General features: G+C 62.9%; 15 protein-coding genes. 6 read left to right on the forward strand and 9 right to left on the reverse strand.

Going from position 1 to position 13,572, the window contains the following annotated elements; translation table 11 throughout:
• Positions 1–67: 67 nt before the first annotated feature.
• Positions 68–1,054, forward strand: coding sequence for a Gfo/Idh/MocA family protein (locus HJC04_RS08395; protein ID WP_210629531.1), 987 nt, complete (start codon positions 68–70; stop codon positions 1,052–1,054).
• Positions 1,055–1,063: 9 nt separating this feature from the next.
• On the opposite strand, the gene HJC04_RS08400 is transcribed toward HJC04_RS08395, so the two are convergent.
• Complete coding sequence (locus HJC04_RS08400; RefSeq protein WP_210629530.1) at positions 1,064–1,441, reverse strand: GtrA family protein; 378 nt, start codon at positions 1,439–1,441, stop codon at positions 1,064–1,066.
• Entirely contained in the window at positions 1,438–2,445 is a 1,008-nt protein-coding gene (locus HJC04_RS08405) for a glycosyltransferase (RefSeq protein ID WP_221145718.1), read from the reverse strand. Before HJC04_RS08405 ends, HJC04_RS08400 begins: the two co-directional genes overlap by 4 nt.
• A gap of 162 nt (positions 2,446–2,607) precedes the next feature.
• Between HJC04_RS08405 and HJC04_RS08410 the strand changes: the two genes are divergently transcribed.
• Complete coding sequence (locus tag HJC04_RS08410; RefSeq protein WP_221145721.1) at positions 2,608–4,455, forward strand: hypothetical protein; 1,848 nt, start codon at positions 2,608–2,610, stop codon at positions 4,453–4,455.
• Between the two features lie 28 nt (positions 4,456–4,483).
• Here HJC04_RS08410 and HJC04_RS08415 read toward each other — a convergent pair whose 3' ends face one another.
• Positions 4,484–4,726 (reverse strand): hypothetical protein, encoded by a 243-nt coding sequence (locus HJC04_RS08415; RefSeq protein WP_221145723.1) that lies wholly within the window; start codon positions 4,724–4,726, stop codon positions 4,484–4,486.
• Between the two features lie 338 nt (positions 4,727–5,064).
• Between HJC04_RS08415 and xseA the strand changes: the two genes are divergently transcribed.
• Positions 5,065–6,645 carry an exodeoxyribonuclease VII large subunit gene (gene xseA, locus HJC04_RS08420; protein WP_210629527.1) on the forward strand — a complete coding sequence of 527 codons (1,581 nt, stop codon included), beginning with the start codon at positions 5,065–5,067 and terminating at the stop codon, positions 6,643–6,645.
• 2 nt (positions 6,646–6,647) lie between these two features.
• Positions 6,648–7,238: an NAD(P)H-dependent oxidoreductase gene (locus HJC04_RS08425; RefSeq protein WP_210629526.1), complete on the forward strand. Its 591-nt coding sequence runs from the start codon at positions 6,648–6,650 to the stop codon at positions 7,236–7,238.
• A 169-nt stretch (positions 7,239–7,407) separates the two neighbouring features.
• Here HJC04_RS08425 and HJC04_RS08430 read toward each other — a convergent pair whose 3' ends face one another.
• A complete protein-coding gene (locus HJC04_RS08430) occupies positions 7,408–7,905 on the reverse strand; it encodes a MarR family winged helix-turn-helix transcriptional regulator (protein ID WP_221122707.1) in 498 nt (165 codons plus the stop codon).
• Positions 7,906–7,987: 82 nt separating this feature from the next.
• Here HJC04_RS08430 and HJC04_RS08435 point away from each other — a divergent pair, with 82 nt between their 5' ends.
• Positions 7,988–8,899 carry an EamA family transporter gene (locus tag HJC04_RS08435; protein WP_221145725.1) on the forward strand — a complete coding sequence of 304 codons (912 nt, stop codon included), beginning with the start codon at positions 7,988–7,990 and terminating at the stop codon, positions 8,897–8,899.
• On the opposite strand, the gene HJC04_RS08440 is transcribed toward HJC04_RS08435, so the two are convergent.
• On the reverse strand, positions 8,847–10,100 hold the full coding sequence (locus tag HJC04_RS08440; protein WP_210629523.1) for an aminopeptidase: 1,254 nt from the start codon (positions 10,098–10,100) through the stop codon (positions 8,847–8,849). The genes HJC04_RS08435 and HJC04_RS08440 overlap by 53 nt on opposite strands.
• A gap of 252 nt (positions 10,101–10,352) precedes the next feature.
• Complete coding sequence (locus tag HJC04_RS08445; protein ID WP_210629522.1) at positions 10,353–11,036, reverse strand: glutathione S-transferase family protein; 684 nt, start codon at positions 11,034–11,036, stop codon at positions 10,353–10,355.
• A 79-nt stretch (positions 11,037–11,115) separates the two neighbouring features.
• Here HJC04_RS08445 and HJC04_RS08450 point away from each other — a divergent pair, with 79 nt between their 5' ends.
• Positions 11,116–11,559, forward strand: a complete 444-nt coding sequence (locus tag HJC04_RS08450; RefSeq protein ID WP_210629521.1) for a MarR family winged helix-turn-helix transcriptional regulator — start codon at positions 11,116–11,118, stop codon at positions 11,557–11,559.
• Here the strand turns inward: HJC04_RS08450 and ybaK are convergent, their stop codons facing one another.
• From ybaK to HJC04_RS08465, 3 genes are all read right to left on the reverse strand, one after another.
• On the reverse strand, positions 11,560–12,033 hold the full coding sequence (ybaK, locus tag HJC04_RS08455; protein ID WP_221145727.1) for a Cys-tRNA(Pro) deacylase: 474 nt from the start codon (positions 12,031–12,033) through the stop codon (positions 11,560–11,562).
• 3 nt (positions 12,034–12,036) lie between these two features.
• Entirely contained in the window at positions 12,037–12,387 is a 351-nt protein-coding gene (locus HJC04_RS08460; RefSeq protein ID WP_210629519.1) for an ArsC family reductase, read from the reverse strand.
• A gap of 90 nt (positions 12,388–12,477) precedes the next feature.
• A complete protein-coding gene (locus HJC04_RS08465) occupies positions 12,478–13,539 on the reverse strand; it encodes a succinylglutamate desuccinylase/aspartoacylase family protein (RefSeq protein ID WP_210629518.1) in 1,062 nt (353 codons plus the stop codon).
• Positions 13,540–13,572 lie beyond the last annotated feature (33 nt).

The raw sequence follows: 13,572 nt of genomic DNA on the forward strand, positions 1-13,572 counted from the left end.
TCGCGCCATTGCGTCGCGGCGGAGGCCTGAATATGGTTCGCCGACATTGGTTTTGGGAGGCTCGCACATGCTGCGTTTCGGTATCATTTCAACGGCGAAGATCGGTCGCGACAATGTCGTTCCCGCCATCCAGGACGCGGAAAATTGCGTCGTCACGGCGGTTGCCAGCCGTGATCTCACGCGCGCAAGGGAGATGGCCGATCGCTTCTCCGTGCCGCATGCCTTCGGCTCCTATGAGGAAATGCTGGCTTCCGACGTCATCGACGCGGTCTATATCCCGCTGCCGACGTCGCAGCATATCGAATGGTCGATCAAATCAGCCGATGCCGGCAAACATGTGCTCTGCGAAAAACCCCTGGCCCTGAAGGCCGACGATATCGACGCGGTAATCGCTGCCCGCGACCGCAACCGCGTGGTGGTCACCGAAGCCTATATGGTCACCTATTCCCCGGTCTGGCAGAAGGTGCGCTCACTGATAGCCGAGGGTGCGATCGGTTCGCTGCGACATGTGCAGGGCGCCTTCACCTATTTCAACCGAGACCCCGCCAACATGCGTAACGTTCCGGAACTCGGCGGCGGCGGCCTTCCCGATATCGGCGTCTATCCCGTCATGAGCACGCGTTTTTCCACCGGCAAGGAGCCGCTCTCAGTCCAGGCGATCACCGAGCGCGATCCGGATTTCGGCACCGATATCTACTCCAGCGTCAAGGCCGATTTCGGCGATTTCGAGCTGAGCTTCTATGTCTCGACACAGATGGCCAACCGTCAGGTCATGGTCTTCCACGGCACCGAAGGTTACATCGAGGTCAAATCGCCCTTCAACGCCAATCGCTGGGGACCGGAAGAGATCGAACTCGCCGATCGCAGCCACAATGAATCGCGCATCTTCCGCTATCAGGACAGCCGCCAATACAGGCGCGAGGTCGAGGCCTTCGCTCGCGCGGTCAAGAACGGCAAGGAAGAGATCGTCACGCTCGAAAACTCGAAGCTGAACCAGAAGGTGATCGATGCCATCTACCGCGCCAGCGAGAAGGACGGCTGGGAGGCAGTCTGATCATTCCGCTCATTCCGCGCGGAAGACGAAGCGCGAATAGCCGAAGAAGCTGAAGACCATCGAGGCGACGCTGGCGATCACCATGGCCGCCAGCGGTTGCAGCGCCGGCAGCGAAAGCAGCAGCGCAGAGTATAGCCCGTAATTGACCAGTGCCGCCGTCACGCCGACCGAGCCGTAGCGGAAACCCTCGGCGGCAAGCGACCGGCCGGAACGATCGAAGGTGAAGCTGCGGTTGAAAGCCCATGTGGTCGCCATTGCCGTCGCGATGGCGACGAGCCGGGCCAGAAACGGTCCGAGTGGCGTCAGATGGAGCAGCGCCGCCAGCATGCCGGCATCGACAAGGAAGCCGATGCCGCCGCCGATCGCGAAGCGGACGAGCTTTCTCATGCCGCATCCGCCTTGCCGGGACGATCGCGCGATGCCGGTTTGGCGTCGGCGAGCGGTGCCTTGACCGCACTCGGGGTCTCCAGGCTCATATAATGGATACGAAGCTGCTCGGCCCGGGCGCGGGCCACGGAATCCAGGATGACGCCGGCGGTAAAAAGCATGAAGGAGATCATCATCAGCGCCATCGACAGCACCCAGGTCGGCATGCGGCTGACGAGGCCCGTGTCGAAATATTCCGCCAGCACCGGCGTCATGAAGCCGAGGCTCGTCAGCATGAAGGCGGCGCTGATCGCGCTGAAGAAGGCGAAGGGCCGGGTTTCCTTCATCAGCATCGCGAACATCCAGAGGATTTTTCCGCCGTCGCGGAACGTCGAAAGCTTGGAATGCGAGCCTTCCGGGCGCCGGCCATAGTCGAGTTCCAGCTCGCTGACCGGAAGCTTCAGCCGGGAGGCATGCACCGACATCTCCGTTTCGATCTCGAAGCCGCCGGATACCGCCGGGAAGCTTTTGACGAAGCGACGTGAGAAAGCGCGGTAGCCGGAAAAGATATCGGTGAAGTCGGGGCCGAAGATCGTTCGGTAGAGCAGGTTGAAAAGCCGGTTGCCAAGCGCATGGCCCTGACGGCCGGCATCGGCATGCACGCCGCGCCGGGTTCCCACGACCATGTCGGCGCGCTCGGTTAGAAGCGTTCGCACGAGCTCCTCGGCGTCGCCAGGCGCATAGGTTCCGTCGCCGTCGGCGATGATATAGATGTCGGCCTCGATGTCGGCGAACATGCGGCGCACGACGTGCCCTTTGCCCTGGCGCCGTTCGCGCACGACATGCGCTCCGGCCAGCATCGCCTGCAGCGCGGTGCCGTCGGTGGAATTATTGTCGTAGACGTGGATCGCGGCATCCGGCAGCGTCGCCCGGAAGCCCCGCACCACAGCGCCGATCGTCGCAGCTTCATTATAGCAGGGAAGCAGGACGGCAATGTCCGGGTGATGGGTAAGCGTTCGGGCCATGACTCTACTCGTTACACTGAAAAGCCGCCACCAGCCTAAATCACGCAGCGTTAATAAGACCCTATGACGCAGGCAAAATCGGCTGCGGTCTCAGACGGCTTTACACTTTCTTGATCGGTGCCCGCTAAGGTTCGGGCATCTGGAAACGAAGCGCTAACCACGATGAACGCCGTGCAGCCGATCGCTGATGCATCCGCCGTGACCGCCGCCCGCCGGAGCCGGCTCGGGGGGCTGCTGACGCGTCTGTGGCCGGCTGTCATTGCCTATAGTGTCATCCTCGCCGCCGTTATCCTTGTTACCAAATTCTCCGGCTCCACCGATTATGTCGGTCCCGACAACGACGACGGCATGCGTCTCGTCGAGGTTCGCGATTTTCTTGCCGGCCAGGGCTGGTTCGATCTGACGCAATATCGTCTCGGCCTTGCCGGCGGTACGCTGATGCACTGGTCGAGGCTGATCGATCTGCCGATCGCTTCGCTGATCTGGTTCTTCGGCCTGTTTGCGCCGCATGAAACCGCCGAGGCGCTGGCGCTCGCCGTCTGGCCCGTATCGCTCATCTTTCCTGCCATGCTGGCCATGGGCGTCGCCGGCCGGCGGATCGGCGGCGTCGCGGGCATGCATATCGCCCTCGGTCTCACCGCTCCGGCGATCTACACCGGAAACCGCTTCGCCCCGGGCGCCATCGATCATCACAATGCGCAACTGGCGCTGGTCGCGACGATGGTGGCGATGCTCGTGGACCCCCAGCGTCGCGGTTGGAGCTACTCAGTCGCCGGCGTTGCGGCGGCTGTCGCCATCGCCATCGGGGCCGAGACCACCCCGTTCGTCGCCGGCGTCTGCCTCACGGTCGCCCTGCTCTGGGCATGGGAAGGGGAGAATTTCGCCGTCGCCGCCCGGGCCTTCGGGCTGTCGCTGACGATTACGATCAACATTCTTTTCTTCGCAACGGTACCGCCCCGGCTCTATTCGATGGTCACCTGCGACAATCTCTCGCTCGGCTATTACAGTCTGGCGGCGATTGGTGGCGGCCTGCTGCTGTTTTTGGCCGTTTTTGCCAGCGCCTTGCGTCGGCCCTTGCGCTTTACCGCGCTCGCCTTTATCGGCGTCGGCGTTTTTGGTGCGGCGATCGTCATCGCGCCGCAATGCCTGAGCGATCCGTTGGGCAATCTCGATCCGATGCTGGTCGAGCTCTGGCTGCGGCATATTTCGGAAGCCCAATCGCTCCTGGCGCTGGCGCGCACCGATCCCACCGCGGTCGGCGCCTTCTATGCGGCAGGCCTCTTCGCCATTGCCGTCTGCATCTTTCGCCTCATTCAGCGCGACCGCGTGCAGATCCACCTGATCCTGCTCTTCCTGATCGCCACGAGTTGGGCAATCGCGCTGGTCCAGGTGCGCGGCTCTTCCTTCTCGAACCTGCTTTCGATCCTGCCGCTCGCCCTGCTGATCATTGATGTCAGGCGCATCTCCAACAGCGACAGCGAGAATGTCTCCGCTGCCTTCGTCTATGTGATGAGCGTGCTTGCAAGCGTTCCGGCAGTCTGGGCCGTCGGTGGCGGGCTTGTCTCGCTGCAGATGGAGAACGATGCGCAGAAGAAGGCGGCGGAGCCGACAAAAGCGCTTTCCTGCACATCGAAAGAGGCGCTGGCACCGCTTGCCGAACTCCCGCCCGGCCTGGTCTCCGCGCCATCGGAAATGGGTGTGCCGATCCTCCGCTTCACGCAGAACCGGGTTCTCTCTGCCCCCTATCATCGCGATCAGGGCGGCATGCTGACGGAAATGCATATCGGCCTGGCAACACCGCAGGAGGCGGAAGCCTTCCTGAAGGGAGCCGGTGTGACGGCGCTTGCTTTCTGCCAGAAGGACCTGCAGACGCGCGAACTCGCCAAATTGAAGCCAGATGGGCTCTATGCCGAACTCGGCAAGGGGAATATTCCGCCCTATCTGGAGCGGCTGGCGCAGGTGCCGGGTACGGGCGTCCAGTTCTTCCGCTACCGGCCGACGGCGAATTGACGCCGACAGCCTTTATGTTGCGCTGACGTCAGTGAGACGTGCGGACGGCCTGCAGACGGTCGCTGGCATAAAGCCCGAGCACGAAGAGGATAAGGCCGCCATTATAGCCGAGAATGGCATAAACAAGCGCCAGAAGTGACACCGGCCCCGGCGAGGTTATCGCCGCCAGCGTGAAGCTCATTCCGATCAGCGCGGCGACCAATGCGATACCGGCGGCCGAGCGCATTAACCCGGCGCTGATGCCCAATGCTGCTGCTGTGAGAATAATCATTTCAGCACCTTCCCAGAGAGAACGAGGGGAAGAATAGGAAGCGCCAACTAACAAAGATTTACCGGCTCTCTCGGCTGAAAATCCTTTGTATTGCGGTGGTTAGCAATCCCTTTCAGAGAAAACGCGCGTTTTATCTATGCGTTCCCCGACGGAGCGAATTTTCCCGTTTTTCTTGTCATTCTTATCGCTGCAACGACCGCATGCACGCAATGCCCGGAGCGTGAGTCTTGATGCAACGGCGACGACTCTGCCTCGCCACCGGTTTCAGCAGTCGGGAAAACGGTCTCTCCGGCTGTCGCGACCTTCCCGTTTCCCGCCAATGGAAATAGAAAGGAGGGATGAGCAACCTCTTCGACAGCGATTCGCCGACCAACCTTGCCGAATATTCGGTTTCGGAGCTTTCCGGCTCGATCAAGCGCACCGTCGAAACCGCCTTCGATCAGGTTCGCGTGCGCGGCGAAATATCCGGCTATCGGGGTCCGCACTCCTCCGGCCACGCTTATTTCGCACTGAAGGACGATCGCGCCCGTATCGACGCCGTTATCTGGAAAGGCACTTTCTCGCGGCTGAAGTTCCGTCCTGAGGAAGGCATGGAGGTGATCGCCACCGGCAAGGTCACCACTTTTCCCGGCTCCTCGAAATATCAGATCGTCATCGAGACACTGGAGCCGGCAGGCGCCGGCGCGCTGATGGCGCTGATCGAGGAGCGCAAGCGCAGGCTCGGCGGCGAAGGCTTGTTCGATGCGGCCCGGAAGAAGCGGCTGCCCTTCATGCCGCATGTGATCGGCGTCGTCACCTCGCCGACCGGCGCCGTCATCCGCGATATCCTTCACCGCATCTCCGACCGGTTTCCCGTGCAAGTCCTCGTCTGGCCGGTGAAGGTGCAGGGGGAGGGATCCGGCGAGGAGGTGGCGAACGCCATCCGCGGCTTCAACGCGCTGGACCCCGCCGGCGCCATTCCGCGTCCGGATGTGCTGATCGTCGCGCGCGGCGGCGGCAGCCTGGAAGATCTCTGGAGTTTCAATGACGAGATCGTCGTGCGCGCTGCTGCCGAAAGCCGCATACCGCTGATCTCGGCCGTCGGCCATGAGACCGACTGGACGCTGATCGACTATGCCGCCGATGTGCGCGCTCCGACGCCGACCGGGGCGGCGGAGATGGCTGTGCCCGTCAAGGCGGAGCTCGAAGCGCAGGCGGCCGCACTTGCCGCCCGCCTGCAGGGTTGCATGAACCGGCAGATGGATCAGCGCCGCCAGTCCGTCCGTAGTCTGATGCGGGCATTGCCCTCGCTTGATCAGCTTCTCGCCTTGCCGCGCCGCCGCTTCGACGAGACGGCGGCCGGCCTCGGCCGCGGGCTGGAACTCAACACCATCAACAAGCGTCGCGGCTTCGAGCGCATCGCCTCGCATCTCCGCCCGGATGTGCTCTCCAATCGCATCGCCGAGCGACGCCAGCTTCTGAGCGAGCGCATGGCGCGGGCCGAGCGCACCGTCGAGCGCCTGGTCGATCGCTCGAAGTCCCGCATTGACCGCGCCGAGGCCATCCTCGCCTCGCTGCCGGCCCGGCTGAAGACCGAGACAGACCGCAGTCGCGAGCGGCTCGGCAACCTTTCGCGCCATGCCGATACGGCGATCCGCCACCAGCTGACGCGCGGCCGCGCCGAGCTCTCCGCGCAGGACCGCGTGCTGCAGTCGCTCTCCTACAAGAACGTGCTGAAGCGCGGCTACGCCGTCATTCGCGACGAGGACAACAGGCCGGTCTCGCAGGCGGCCGCACTTTCCGCCGGCATGGGCATCGCCATCGAATTTGCCGACGGCCGTGTCGGCGCAATGACCACGGAAGGCAGCATCTCGCCTGGCGGCGCCAAGAAGCGCAGCACAAAACCGGCGGAACCGACGAAGCAGGGAAGCCTGTTCTAACGATGCGGATCCTGCTGGTGCTCGCCCATCCCTTGTCGGACAGTTTTGCTGCCGCGGTGGCGCACACGGCTCGCCAAGCGCTGGAAGCTTCCGGTCATGCCGTCGATCTGCTCGATCTCTATGCCGAGGATTTCGATCCACGACTCTCCGAGGCCGAGCGCCGTGCTTACTTCGATATGCCCTACGACACCTCTGATGTGGCCGATATCGTTGCCCGGCTGAAGGCGGCCGATGGTCTCGTCCTCGTCTTTCCGCAGTGGTGGTTCAATTTCCCAGCCATCCTGAAAGGCTTCTTCGATCGCGTCTTCGCGCCAGGTGTGGCCTTCACGCATGACGCCGCTGGCGGCCGGATCGTGCCTGAGCTCACCAATATCAGGCTGCTCTATGCGCTGACGACGACGGGCTCGCCCTGGTGGCTGGTGCATCTCTATATGGGCGATCCCGTTCGCCGCCTGCTGAAGCGCGGTATCGCCAACTTCTGTTCGAGGAAGCTTATCTTCCGCATGCTGAGCCTCCACGATATGGACCGCGCCACGGAATCCAGGCGCAGGGCGCATCTGGAGCGTGTCAGCAAGGCGCTCGCCGCCATCTAAAGAGCCTTTCCTGGTCAGATTGAAGCATTCTGCCGGAGGGCTGAAACGGGCCGGCTGATCGACCGGCCGGCTTGGCCGTAGAGCTTGGCTACGACGCGCGCCGGCCGGTCGACCATCCGACTCCGTTTGAGCCAACAGAATGCTTCAATCTGACCTGGAAAGGCTCTTATTATTCGAAATCCGCGAGGAATTTCTTCAGCAGTCGGTCAAACTCGGCCTTGTCCTCGGCCGTCAGGTTGCGCGTCAGCCGCTGCTGGTTGGCGACATGCGCGCCGACCGCCTCTTCGACGGTCGCAAGCCCCTTTTCGGTCAGCGCGATCAGCACGCTGCGCCGATCCTGCGGATTGACGATGCGCTCGACCAGGCCCGCCTTCTCCAGCTGGTCGATCCGGTTCGTCATCGTGCCGGAGCTGACCATGGTCATTTCCAGGAGCTCGCCCGGCGAAAGCCGATGAGGTGCGCCGGAGCGGCGAAGTGTGGCCAGCACGTCGAAGGCCGAGGTGGAAAGCCCGTGCTTCATGAGCATGGCTTCGACTTCGCGGCCGAGATGGGTGCCGAGGCGTTTCAGGCGCCCGAGGATGCCCATCGGCTCGACGTCGAGATCCGGCCGCTCGCGCCGCCATTGCGCCAGAATCCGGTCGACGTGATCTTGCTTCGCTTCACCCATGTGGGATGGATACCACTGCATATCTTGACGTCAAGATAAATTGCGTTATGTTCGAATTTATCTTGATGTAGAGATTCTTGAGATGAAGACAAATTCTCGATACTTGGCGGATGTGCTGACGACCGCTGTCGCCCCCGCTATCTGGGGCAGCACCTATTTCGTCACCACATCCTTCCTGCCCCAGGGCTATCCGTTGACGGTCGCTCTGCTGCGCGCCCTGCCGGCGGGCCTGCTTCTGCTACTGATTGTTCGGAAGCTGCCGACGGGCGTCTGGTGGGGCCGCGCCTTCCTTCTCGGGGCGCTGAACTTCTCGTTCTTCTGGGCGATGCTGTTCGTCTCCGCCTACCGGCTGCCCGGCGGTGTTGCCGCGACCGTCGGTGCCGTGCAGCCGCTGATCGTCATCGCCCTGTCGCGGCTTTTCCTCGGCAAGCCGGTCCGGCCACTTGCCGTGCTGGCGGGTCTTGCCGGCATGGCCGGGGTCGCGCTGCTGGTGCTGACGCCGAAGGCGAGCCTCGATCCCGTGGGTGTCGCCGCCGGTATCGCCGGCGCGGTTTCGATGGCGTTCGGCACCGTGCTGTCACGGCGCTGGGCGCCGCCGGTGTCGAACCTCACCTTCACCGCCTGGCAACTGTCGGCAGGCGGTATTCTCTTGGTACCCTTTGCGCTCTTCCTGGAACCGGCGCTGCCGTCGCCGAACATCGCAAACATTGCCGGCATTGCCTATCTCGGTCTGGTGGGTGCGGCTTTCACCTATCTGCTCTGGTTCCGCGGCCTGTCGCGCGTCGAGCCCTCGGCGATTTCCTCGCTCGGCTTTCTGAGCCCTGTGGTCGCGACCCTGCTCGGCTGGCTGGCGCTCGGCCAGAGCCTGACGCCGGTGCAGATCGCCGGTTTCGCCCTGGTGCTTGCCGGCGTCTGGCTCAGTCAGCGCAAGGTGATGCCGCTCAGGCCCATTCGCCCTGCCGCATCACCGGGACCCGCGAGCCGTCCGGTGTGATGCCGTCGATATCGACCTTGTTGGAGCCGATCATCCAGTCGATGTGGATCAGGCTGGAATTGCCGCCCTGCGCCTTGATCTGCTCCTGGCTGAGGGTCGCGCCGTTGAGGAAGCACTTGGAGTAGCACTGGCCGAGCGCGATGTGGCACGAGGCGTTTTCGTCGAACAGCGTGTTGTAGAACAGGATGCCGCTCGCCGAGATTGGCGAGGAATGCGGCACGAGCGCCACTTCGCCGAGCCGGCGCGCGCCCTCATCGGTATCGAGCACCTTGTTCAAGACCTCTTCGCCGCGTGACGCCTTGGCTTCGACGATCCGCCCGCCTTCGAAGCGCACCTGGATATTGTCGATCAGCGTGCCCTGATGCGACAGCGGTTTGGTGCTCGAGACATGACCTTCGACCCGCAATGCATGCGGCGTGGTGAACACCTCTTCGGTCGGAATATTCGGATTGCAGGTAATGCCGTTCTTCGCGGTGGAGGCGCCGCCGTGCCATTCATGTCCGTCGGCGAGGCCGACCGTCAGATCGGTGCCCGGCCCCCGGAAATGCAGCGAAGCAAAACGCTCGCCGTTCAGCCAGGCTGAGCGCTTGGCGAGATTGGCATTGTGCTCCGCCCAGGCGGCGACGGGGTCGCTGACATCGACACGCGAGGCAGCAAAGATCGCCTTGGCGAGCTTGGCGATCGCGATCGGCTCCGGGTCGTCGGGGAAGACCACCTTGGCCCAGGAGGGGTTGGGATAGGAGACGATGTTCCAGTTGATGTCGAAATTCGAGATCTTTTCCAGCGCCGGCTTATAGGCGGTGGAGGTGGCGCGATTGGCGCGGCCGACCTTGCCGGCATCCTGTTCGGAAAGCAGCATCGGGTTGTCGCCGGCGACGGCCAGGCGGGCCGCCCCGTTGGCATAGGCCTTGGCCATGCCCTCGTAGAGCCAGTCGGAGGCGCGGTCGAAGCTCTCGTCACTGCCATATTGGAAGCGCGCCAGCGTCGTTTCCTCGTCGGAGTAGAAGGCGCTCACCAGCCCGGCGCCGGCCTGATAAGCGTGTTTGGTGATGAGGCGGACAAGCGGCAGCGCCACGACAGGCGCGGTGATCACCAGGTCCTGGCCCTTCTGCAGCTGCAAACCGACCTTGACGGCGACTTCCGCGAGCTTCTCGAGCTTGACGGGATCAACGGTGTTCTGGCTCTGGGGCATGAAAGTCATGATTCAACCTGCCTTCTGTCATCGACGCTAGAGCAATTCCAGGAAAAGTGCGAAGCGGTTTTCTCAGGCAAAGCGCAAAGCGCTTTTGCCGGGAATTGCGTAAACAAAAGAGTAGAGCGGTTCTGCGCTTCCGTGAAAGCTGAACCGCTCCAAGAGGCTGAAAGACTTAGACCCGTTTGCGGCGAAAATGAAGCGCGCCGCTGCCGATTCGAAACCGGCCGGCGCGATGCCCGACCGGTTTCAGCGCAAGCGTCAAGCCGCGGCAGGCAGGCCGAGCAGGATCGACTTGTGCTTGTCGAGGAATTCCATCAGCCGCTGCGGATAATCTTCGCCGACGGCGTCTTTCACGCTTCGCCGTTCGCCGAGCGCGCTCCGCCAGCGCGTCACCCGTTCAAGCCCCGCGAAGATGCCGCTATCTCCCAGCCTGTCGAAAACATCGAAATACCGAAAGATCGGCGCGAAAACGGCATCGACGAGGCTGAAGCTGCTGCCGGAAAAATAAGGTCCGTCCGCGAGTGCTCCTTCGAGCGTCGTGAACTTGGCGATCAGCATCTTGCGCTTGGCCTCCAGCTGTTCCGCGTCCGTGGCGGTTTCATAGCCCCAGAGATCGGAAAGCACGGATGAGCCGAATTCCATCCAGCCGCGATGGCGGGCGCGGGCAAGCGGATCGGCAGGATGCAGGGCGGGCCCCGGCTGCGTCTCCTCCAGATATTCGCAGATGACGCTGCTTTCGAAGAGGACGGCCTCGCCGCCTTCTTCGTCCTCGATCCTCAGCAGCGGCACCTTGCCGAGCGGCGAGATCTGCAGGAACCAGTCCGGCTTGTTGGCAAGGTCGATGTTGATGCGCTCGAAGGGAACACCCTTTTCGCGAAGTACGATGGCGGCGCGTTGCACATAGGGGCAGAGATGGTGGCTGATGAGGGTAAGCCTGCTCATGAACGTCTCCTCGTTTTAATAGATGCATATGCATATAATAGCGCTTGCGGCCTTATGCAAGATAAATGTATTTGCATCTATGATGGAAAAGACAACGAAGCTGAGCGAAGCCGCCACCTCTGCCTGGATCAGCATCATGCGCGCCGGCGAACGGCTGCTCGCCGCGATCGAAGCCGATCTGAAAACGGCCGGCATGCCGCCGCTTGCCTGGTATGACGTGCTGTGGGAATTGGCGCGCTCGAAAGACGGCAAGCTGCGGCCCTACGAGATCGAGGAGCGAACCTTGCTGGCGCAGTATAATCTTTCCCGGCTGATCGACCGGCTGGAAAGAGAGGGCCTGGTCCGGCGCGAGGTCTTCGCCGAGGACGGCCGTGGGCGCTGGGTTGTGATTACCGATGCCGGCCGAACGCTTCGCACACGGATGTGGGCTGTCTATGCGGCAGCGATCGAGGCCCATGTCGGCAGCAAGCTTGCCGAAGACGAGGCGAAGGCGATTTCCGGTCTACTCGCGCGTTTCCTCTAATCAGGCGATCAATGATGCACCGACCGCTTTCAACGCTCTCAGCGCATCTTTCGGATCAAGCCGCACCTGCAGCCCGCGCTGTCCGCCATTGATATAGACCAGCGGTTCGGCGAGAGCGGTTTCCTCGATCGCCGTCGGCACGGCCTTCCTCTGGCCGAAGGGACTGATGCCGCCGACATGGTAGCCGGTCAGCCGCTCGGCATCGGCCGGCTTCATCATATTGGCCGACTTGCCGCGAAAGGCGCTGGCGAGCTTCTTCATGCTGACCTCGCGATCCGAAGGCACCACGACGCAGACCGGCTTGCCGTCCACCTCGGCCATTAGCGTCTTCAGCACCCGCTGCGGCGCCTCAGCAAGGGCTTCCGCCGCCTGCAGCCCGACGCGCTCCGCGCCCGGGTCATAAACATAGATGTGGATGGTGAAGGCGACGCCTGCCTGGGAAAGAACCTGTGTCGCGCGCGTGGTCTTGGACATTGCTCAGCGCCCGAATATATCCGCGTAATTCTCCGGCTTGAAGCCGATCACCAGCTTGCCTTCGGTCTCCAGCACCGGCCGCTTGATCATCGACGGCTGGTCGAGCATCAGCGCGATCGCCTTTTCCCGGCTCAGATTCTCGCGCTCGGCATCGGGCAGTTTGCGAAAGGTGGTGCCGGCGCGGTTGAGCACCGCATCAAGGCCGGCCTGGTCGATCCAGGCTTCGAGATGGGGGCGGTCGATGCTGAACGCCTTGTAATCGTGAAACTCATAGGCGACGCCGTGTTCTTCCAGCCAGCTGCGGGCTTTCTTCATCGTGTCGCAATTCTTGATCCCATAGATGGTGACGGCCATGCCCGATCGTTCTCCCTGTGATGGCAGCGGGATAACATGCGCGAGAGACGGCGCAAATGCCGCCCGGCATTTATCCCGGGCACCGTTTGTTCAACTCTCCAGCGTGCCGGCCTTGCGTGCGGCCTTGCTCGGCCTGGCGCAGACGATCTTCATCAGGTCGCCGCGCCGGCGCACCAGCCGATCCGAGGTTCGGGTCAGGACCAGCCCATCCTGCGGTGCATGCAGATCGATGCTGCCGTCAGGCCGACCGGGCCGGGTGACGATCGTCGCCAGAAGCTCGCCCTCTGCAACCCTGTCGCCGATCGTGCGATGGAAGAGCACGGCGCCGCCTTCGGGAGCGCGAATGATCTCGACATTGTCGAGCGGCACGGCGGGACCGGCAAACATGGCCGGCGCCATTCTGTCGTCGCTCACGATCCCCCGTGCCGCGAGAAAACGCCAGAGCCCGTCCGCATCCCGCTTCGCCAGCAGCGGATCGACGTCGCGCTTGCCGCGCAGCTCGACCGTGACCGAAAGCTTGCCCGGCAGCCGGGATTGTCGTTCACCGGGAACCGCATATTTCCATGCAAAACCGACGGCCTCCTCGAAGGCCGAGCTTTCGCCATCCGAAAGCAGCACCGCCTCCATGTCGAGCGCGGCGGCAAGATCGGCCGCCTCCGGCCAGAAGGCCTCATCGATATAGGCATATTGCAGCGATTCATCGTCGCAGTGCAGATCGAGGACGAGATCGGCGCCGAGCGCCATATCCAGAAGTCGCCGCTTCAGCTGGTCCGTAGCCGGATAATCATTCAGGTCTTCCGTCAGCATCGGCCGATCGGCGACGCTGATCAGCGGAAAATCCCGATTGAAATTGGTACGCGAGCCGAGATCGAAGCGGCCCTGCAAGTCGCCGAAATGCGATTGCGCCGCGCCGATCGGGTTGGCCTGCGGCACGATGGTGATGTCGCCGGCGACCGCGCCTTCGCTTTCCGCCCGCCGCAGGCGCTCGCAAAGGAAATGCAGGAGCGCCGTTCCCGGCAGCTCACCGGCGTGAAGCGCCGCCTGGATATAGGCCTTCGGAGCCTTCGGATTACGGCCCGCAAAACGCAGCACCGGCAGCCGCCACTCCGTTCCCGGCGTATCGCCTGGGATGATGATCTCCGAACCTTCCATGCTGTCCTTGCTCCGCGTTCACCAGCCGACCAG

The organism is Rhizobium sp. NLR8a (assembly GCF_019685235.1).
In the GTDB taxonomy this organism is placed as follows: domain Bacteria; phylum Pseudomonadota; class Alphaproteobacteria; order Rhizobiales; family Rhizobiaceae; genus Rhizobium.

What these genes read in the sequence shown, in the direction of transcription:
- ybaK (WP_221145727.1), bottom strand. Translation starts at nt 12,033, where the DNA reads ATGTCCAAGACCACGCGCGCGACACAGGTTCTTTCCCAGGCAGGCGTC.
- HJC04_RS08435 (WP_221145725.1), top strand. Translation starts at nt 7,988, where the DNA reads ATGAAGACAAATTCTCGATACTTGGCGGATGTGCTGACGACCGCTGTC.
- HJC04_RS08440 (WP_210629523.1), bottom strand. Translation starts at nt 10,100, where the DNA reads ATGACTTTCATGCCCCAGAGCCAGAACACCGTTGATCCCGTCAAGCTC.
- HJC04_RS08445 (WP_210629522.1), bottom strand. Translation starts at nt 11,036, where the DNA reads ATGAGCAGGCTTACCCTCATCAGCCACCATCTCTGCCCCTATGTGCAA.
- HJC04_RS08460 (WP_210629519.1), bottom strand. Translation starts at nt 12,387, where the DNA reads ATGGCCGTCACCATCTATGGGATCAAGAATTGCGACACGATGAAGAAA.
- HJC04_RS08410 (WP_221145721.1), top strand. Translation starts at nt 2,608, where the DNA reads ATGAACGCCGTGCAGCCGATCGCTGATGCATCCGCCGTGACCGCCGCC.
- xseA (WP_210629527.1), top strand. Translation starts at nt 5,065, where the DNA reads ATGAGCAACCTCTTCGACAGCGATTCGCCGACCAACCTTGCCGAATAT.
- HJC04_RS08450 (WP_210629521.1), top strand. Translation starts at nt 11,116, where the DNA reads ATGATGGAAAAGACAACGAAGCTGAGCGAAGCCGCCACCTCTGCCTGG.
- HJC04_RS08430 (WP_221122707.1), bottom strand. Translation starts at nt 7,905, where the DNA reads ATGGGTGAAGCGAAGCAAGATCACGTCGACCGGATTCTGGCGCAATGG.
- HJC04_RS08400 (WP_210629530.1), bottom strand. Translation starts at nt 1,441, where the DNA reads ATGAGAAAGCTCGTCCGCTTCGCGATCGGCGGCGGCATCGGCTTCCTT.
- HJC04_RS08395 (WP_210629531.1), top strand. Translation starts at nt 68, where the DNA reads ATGCTGCGTTTCGGTATCATTTCAACGGCGAAGATCGGTCGCGACAAT.
- HJC04_RS08405 (WP_221145718.1), bottom strand. Translation starts at nt 2,445, where the DNA reads ATGGCCCGAACGCTTACCCATCACCCGGACATTGCCGTCCTGCTTCCC.
- HJC04_RS08415 (WP_221145723.1), bottom strand. Translation starts at nt 4,726, where the DNA reads ATGATTATTCTCACAGCAGCAGCATTGGGCATCAGCGCCGGGTTAATG.
- HJC04_RS08425 (WP_210629526.1), top strand. Translation starts at nt 6,648, where the DNA reads ATGCGGATCCTGCTGGTGCTCGCCCATCCCTTGTCGGACAGTTTTGCT.
- HJC04_RS08465 (WP_210629518.1), bottom strand. Translation starts at nt 13,539, where the DNA reads ATGGAAGGTTCGGAGATCATCATCCCAGGCGATACGCCGGGAACGGAG.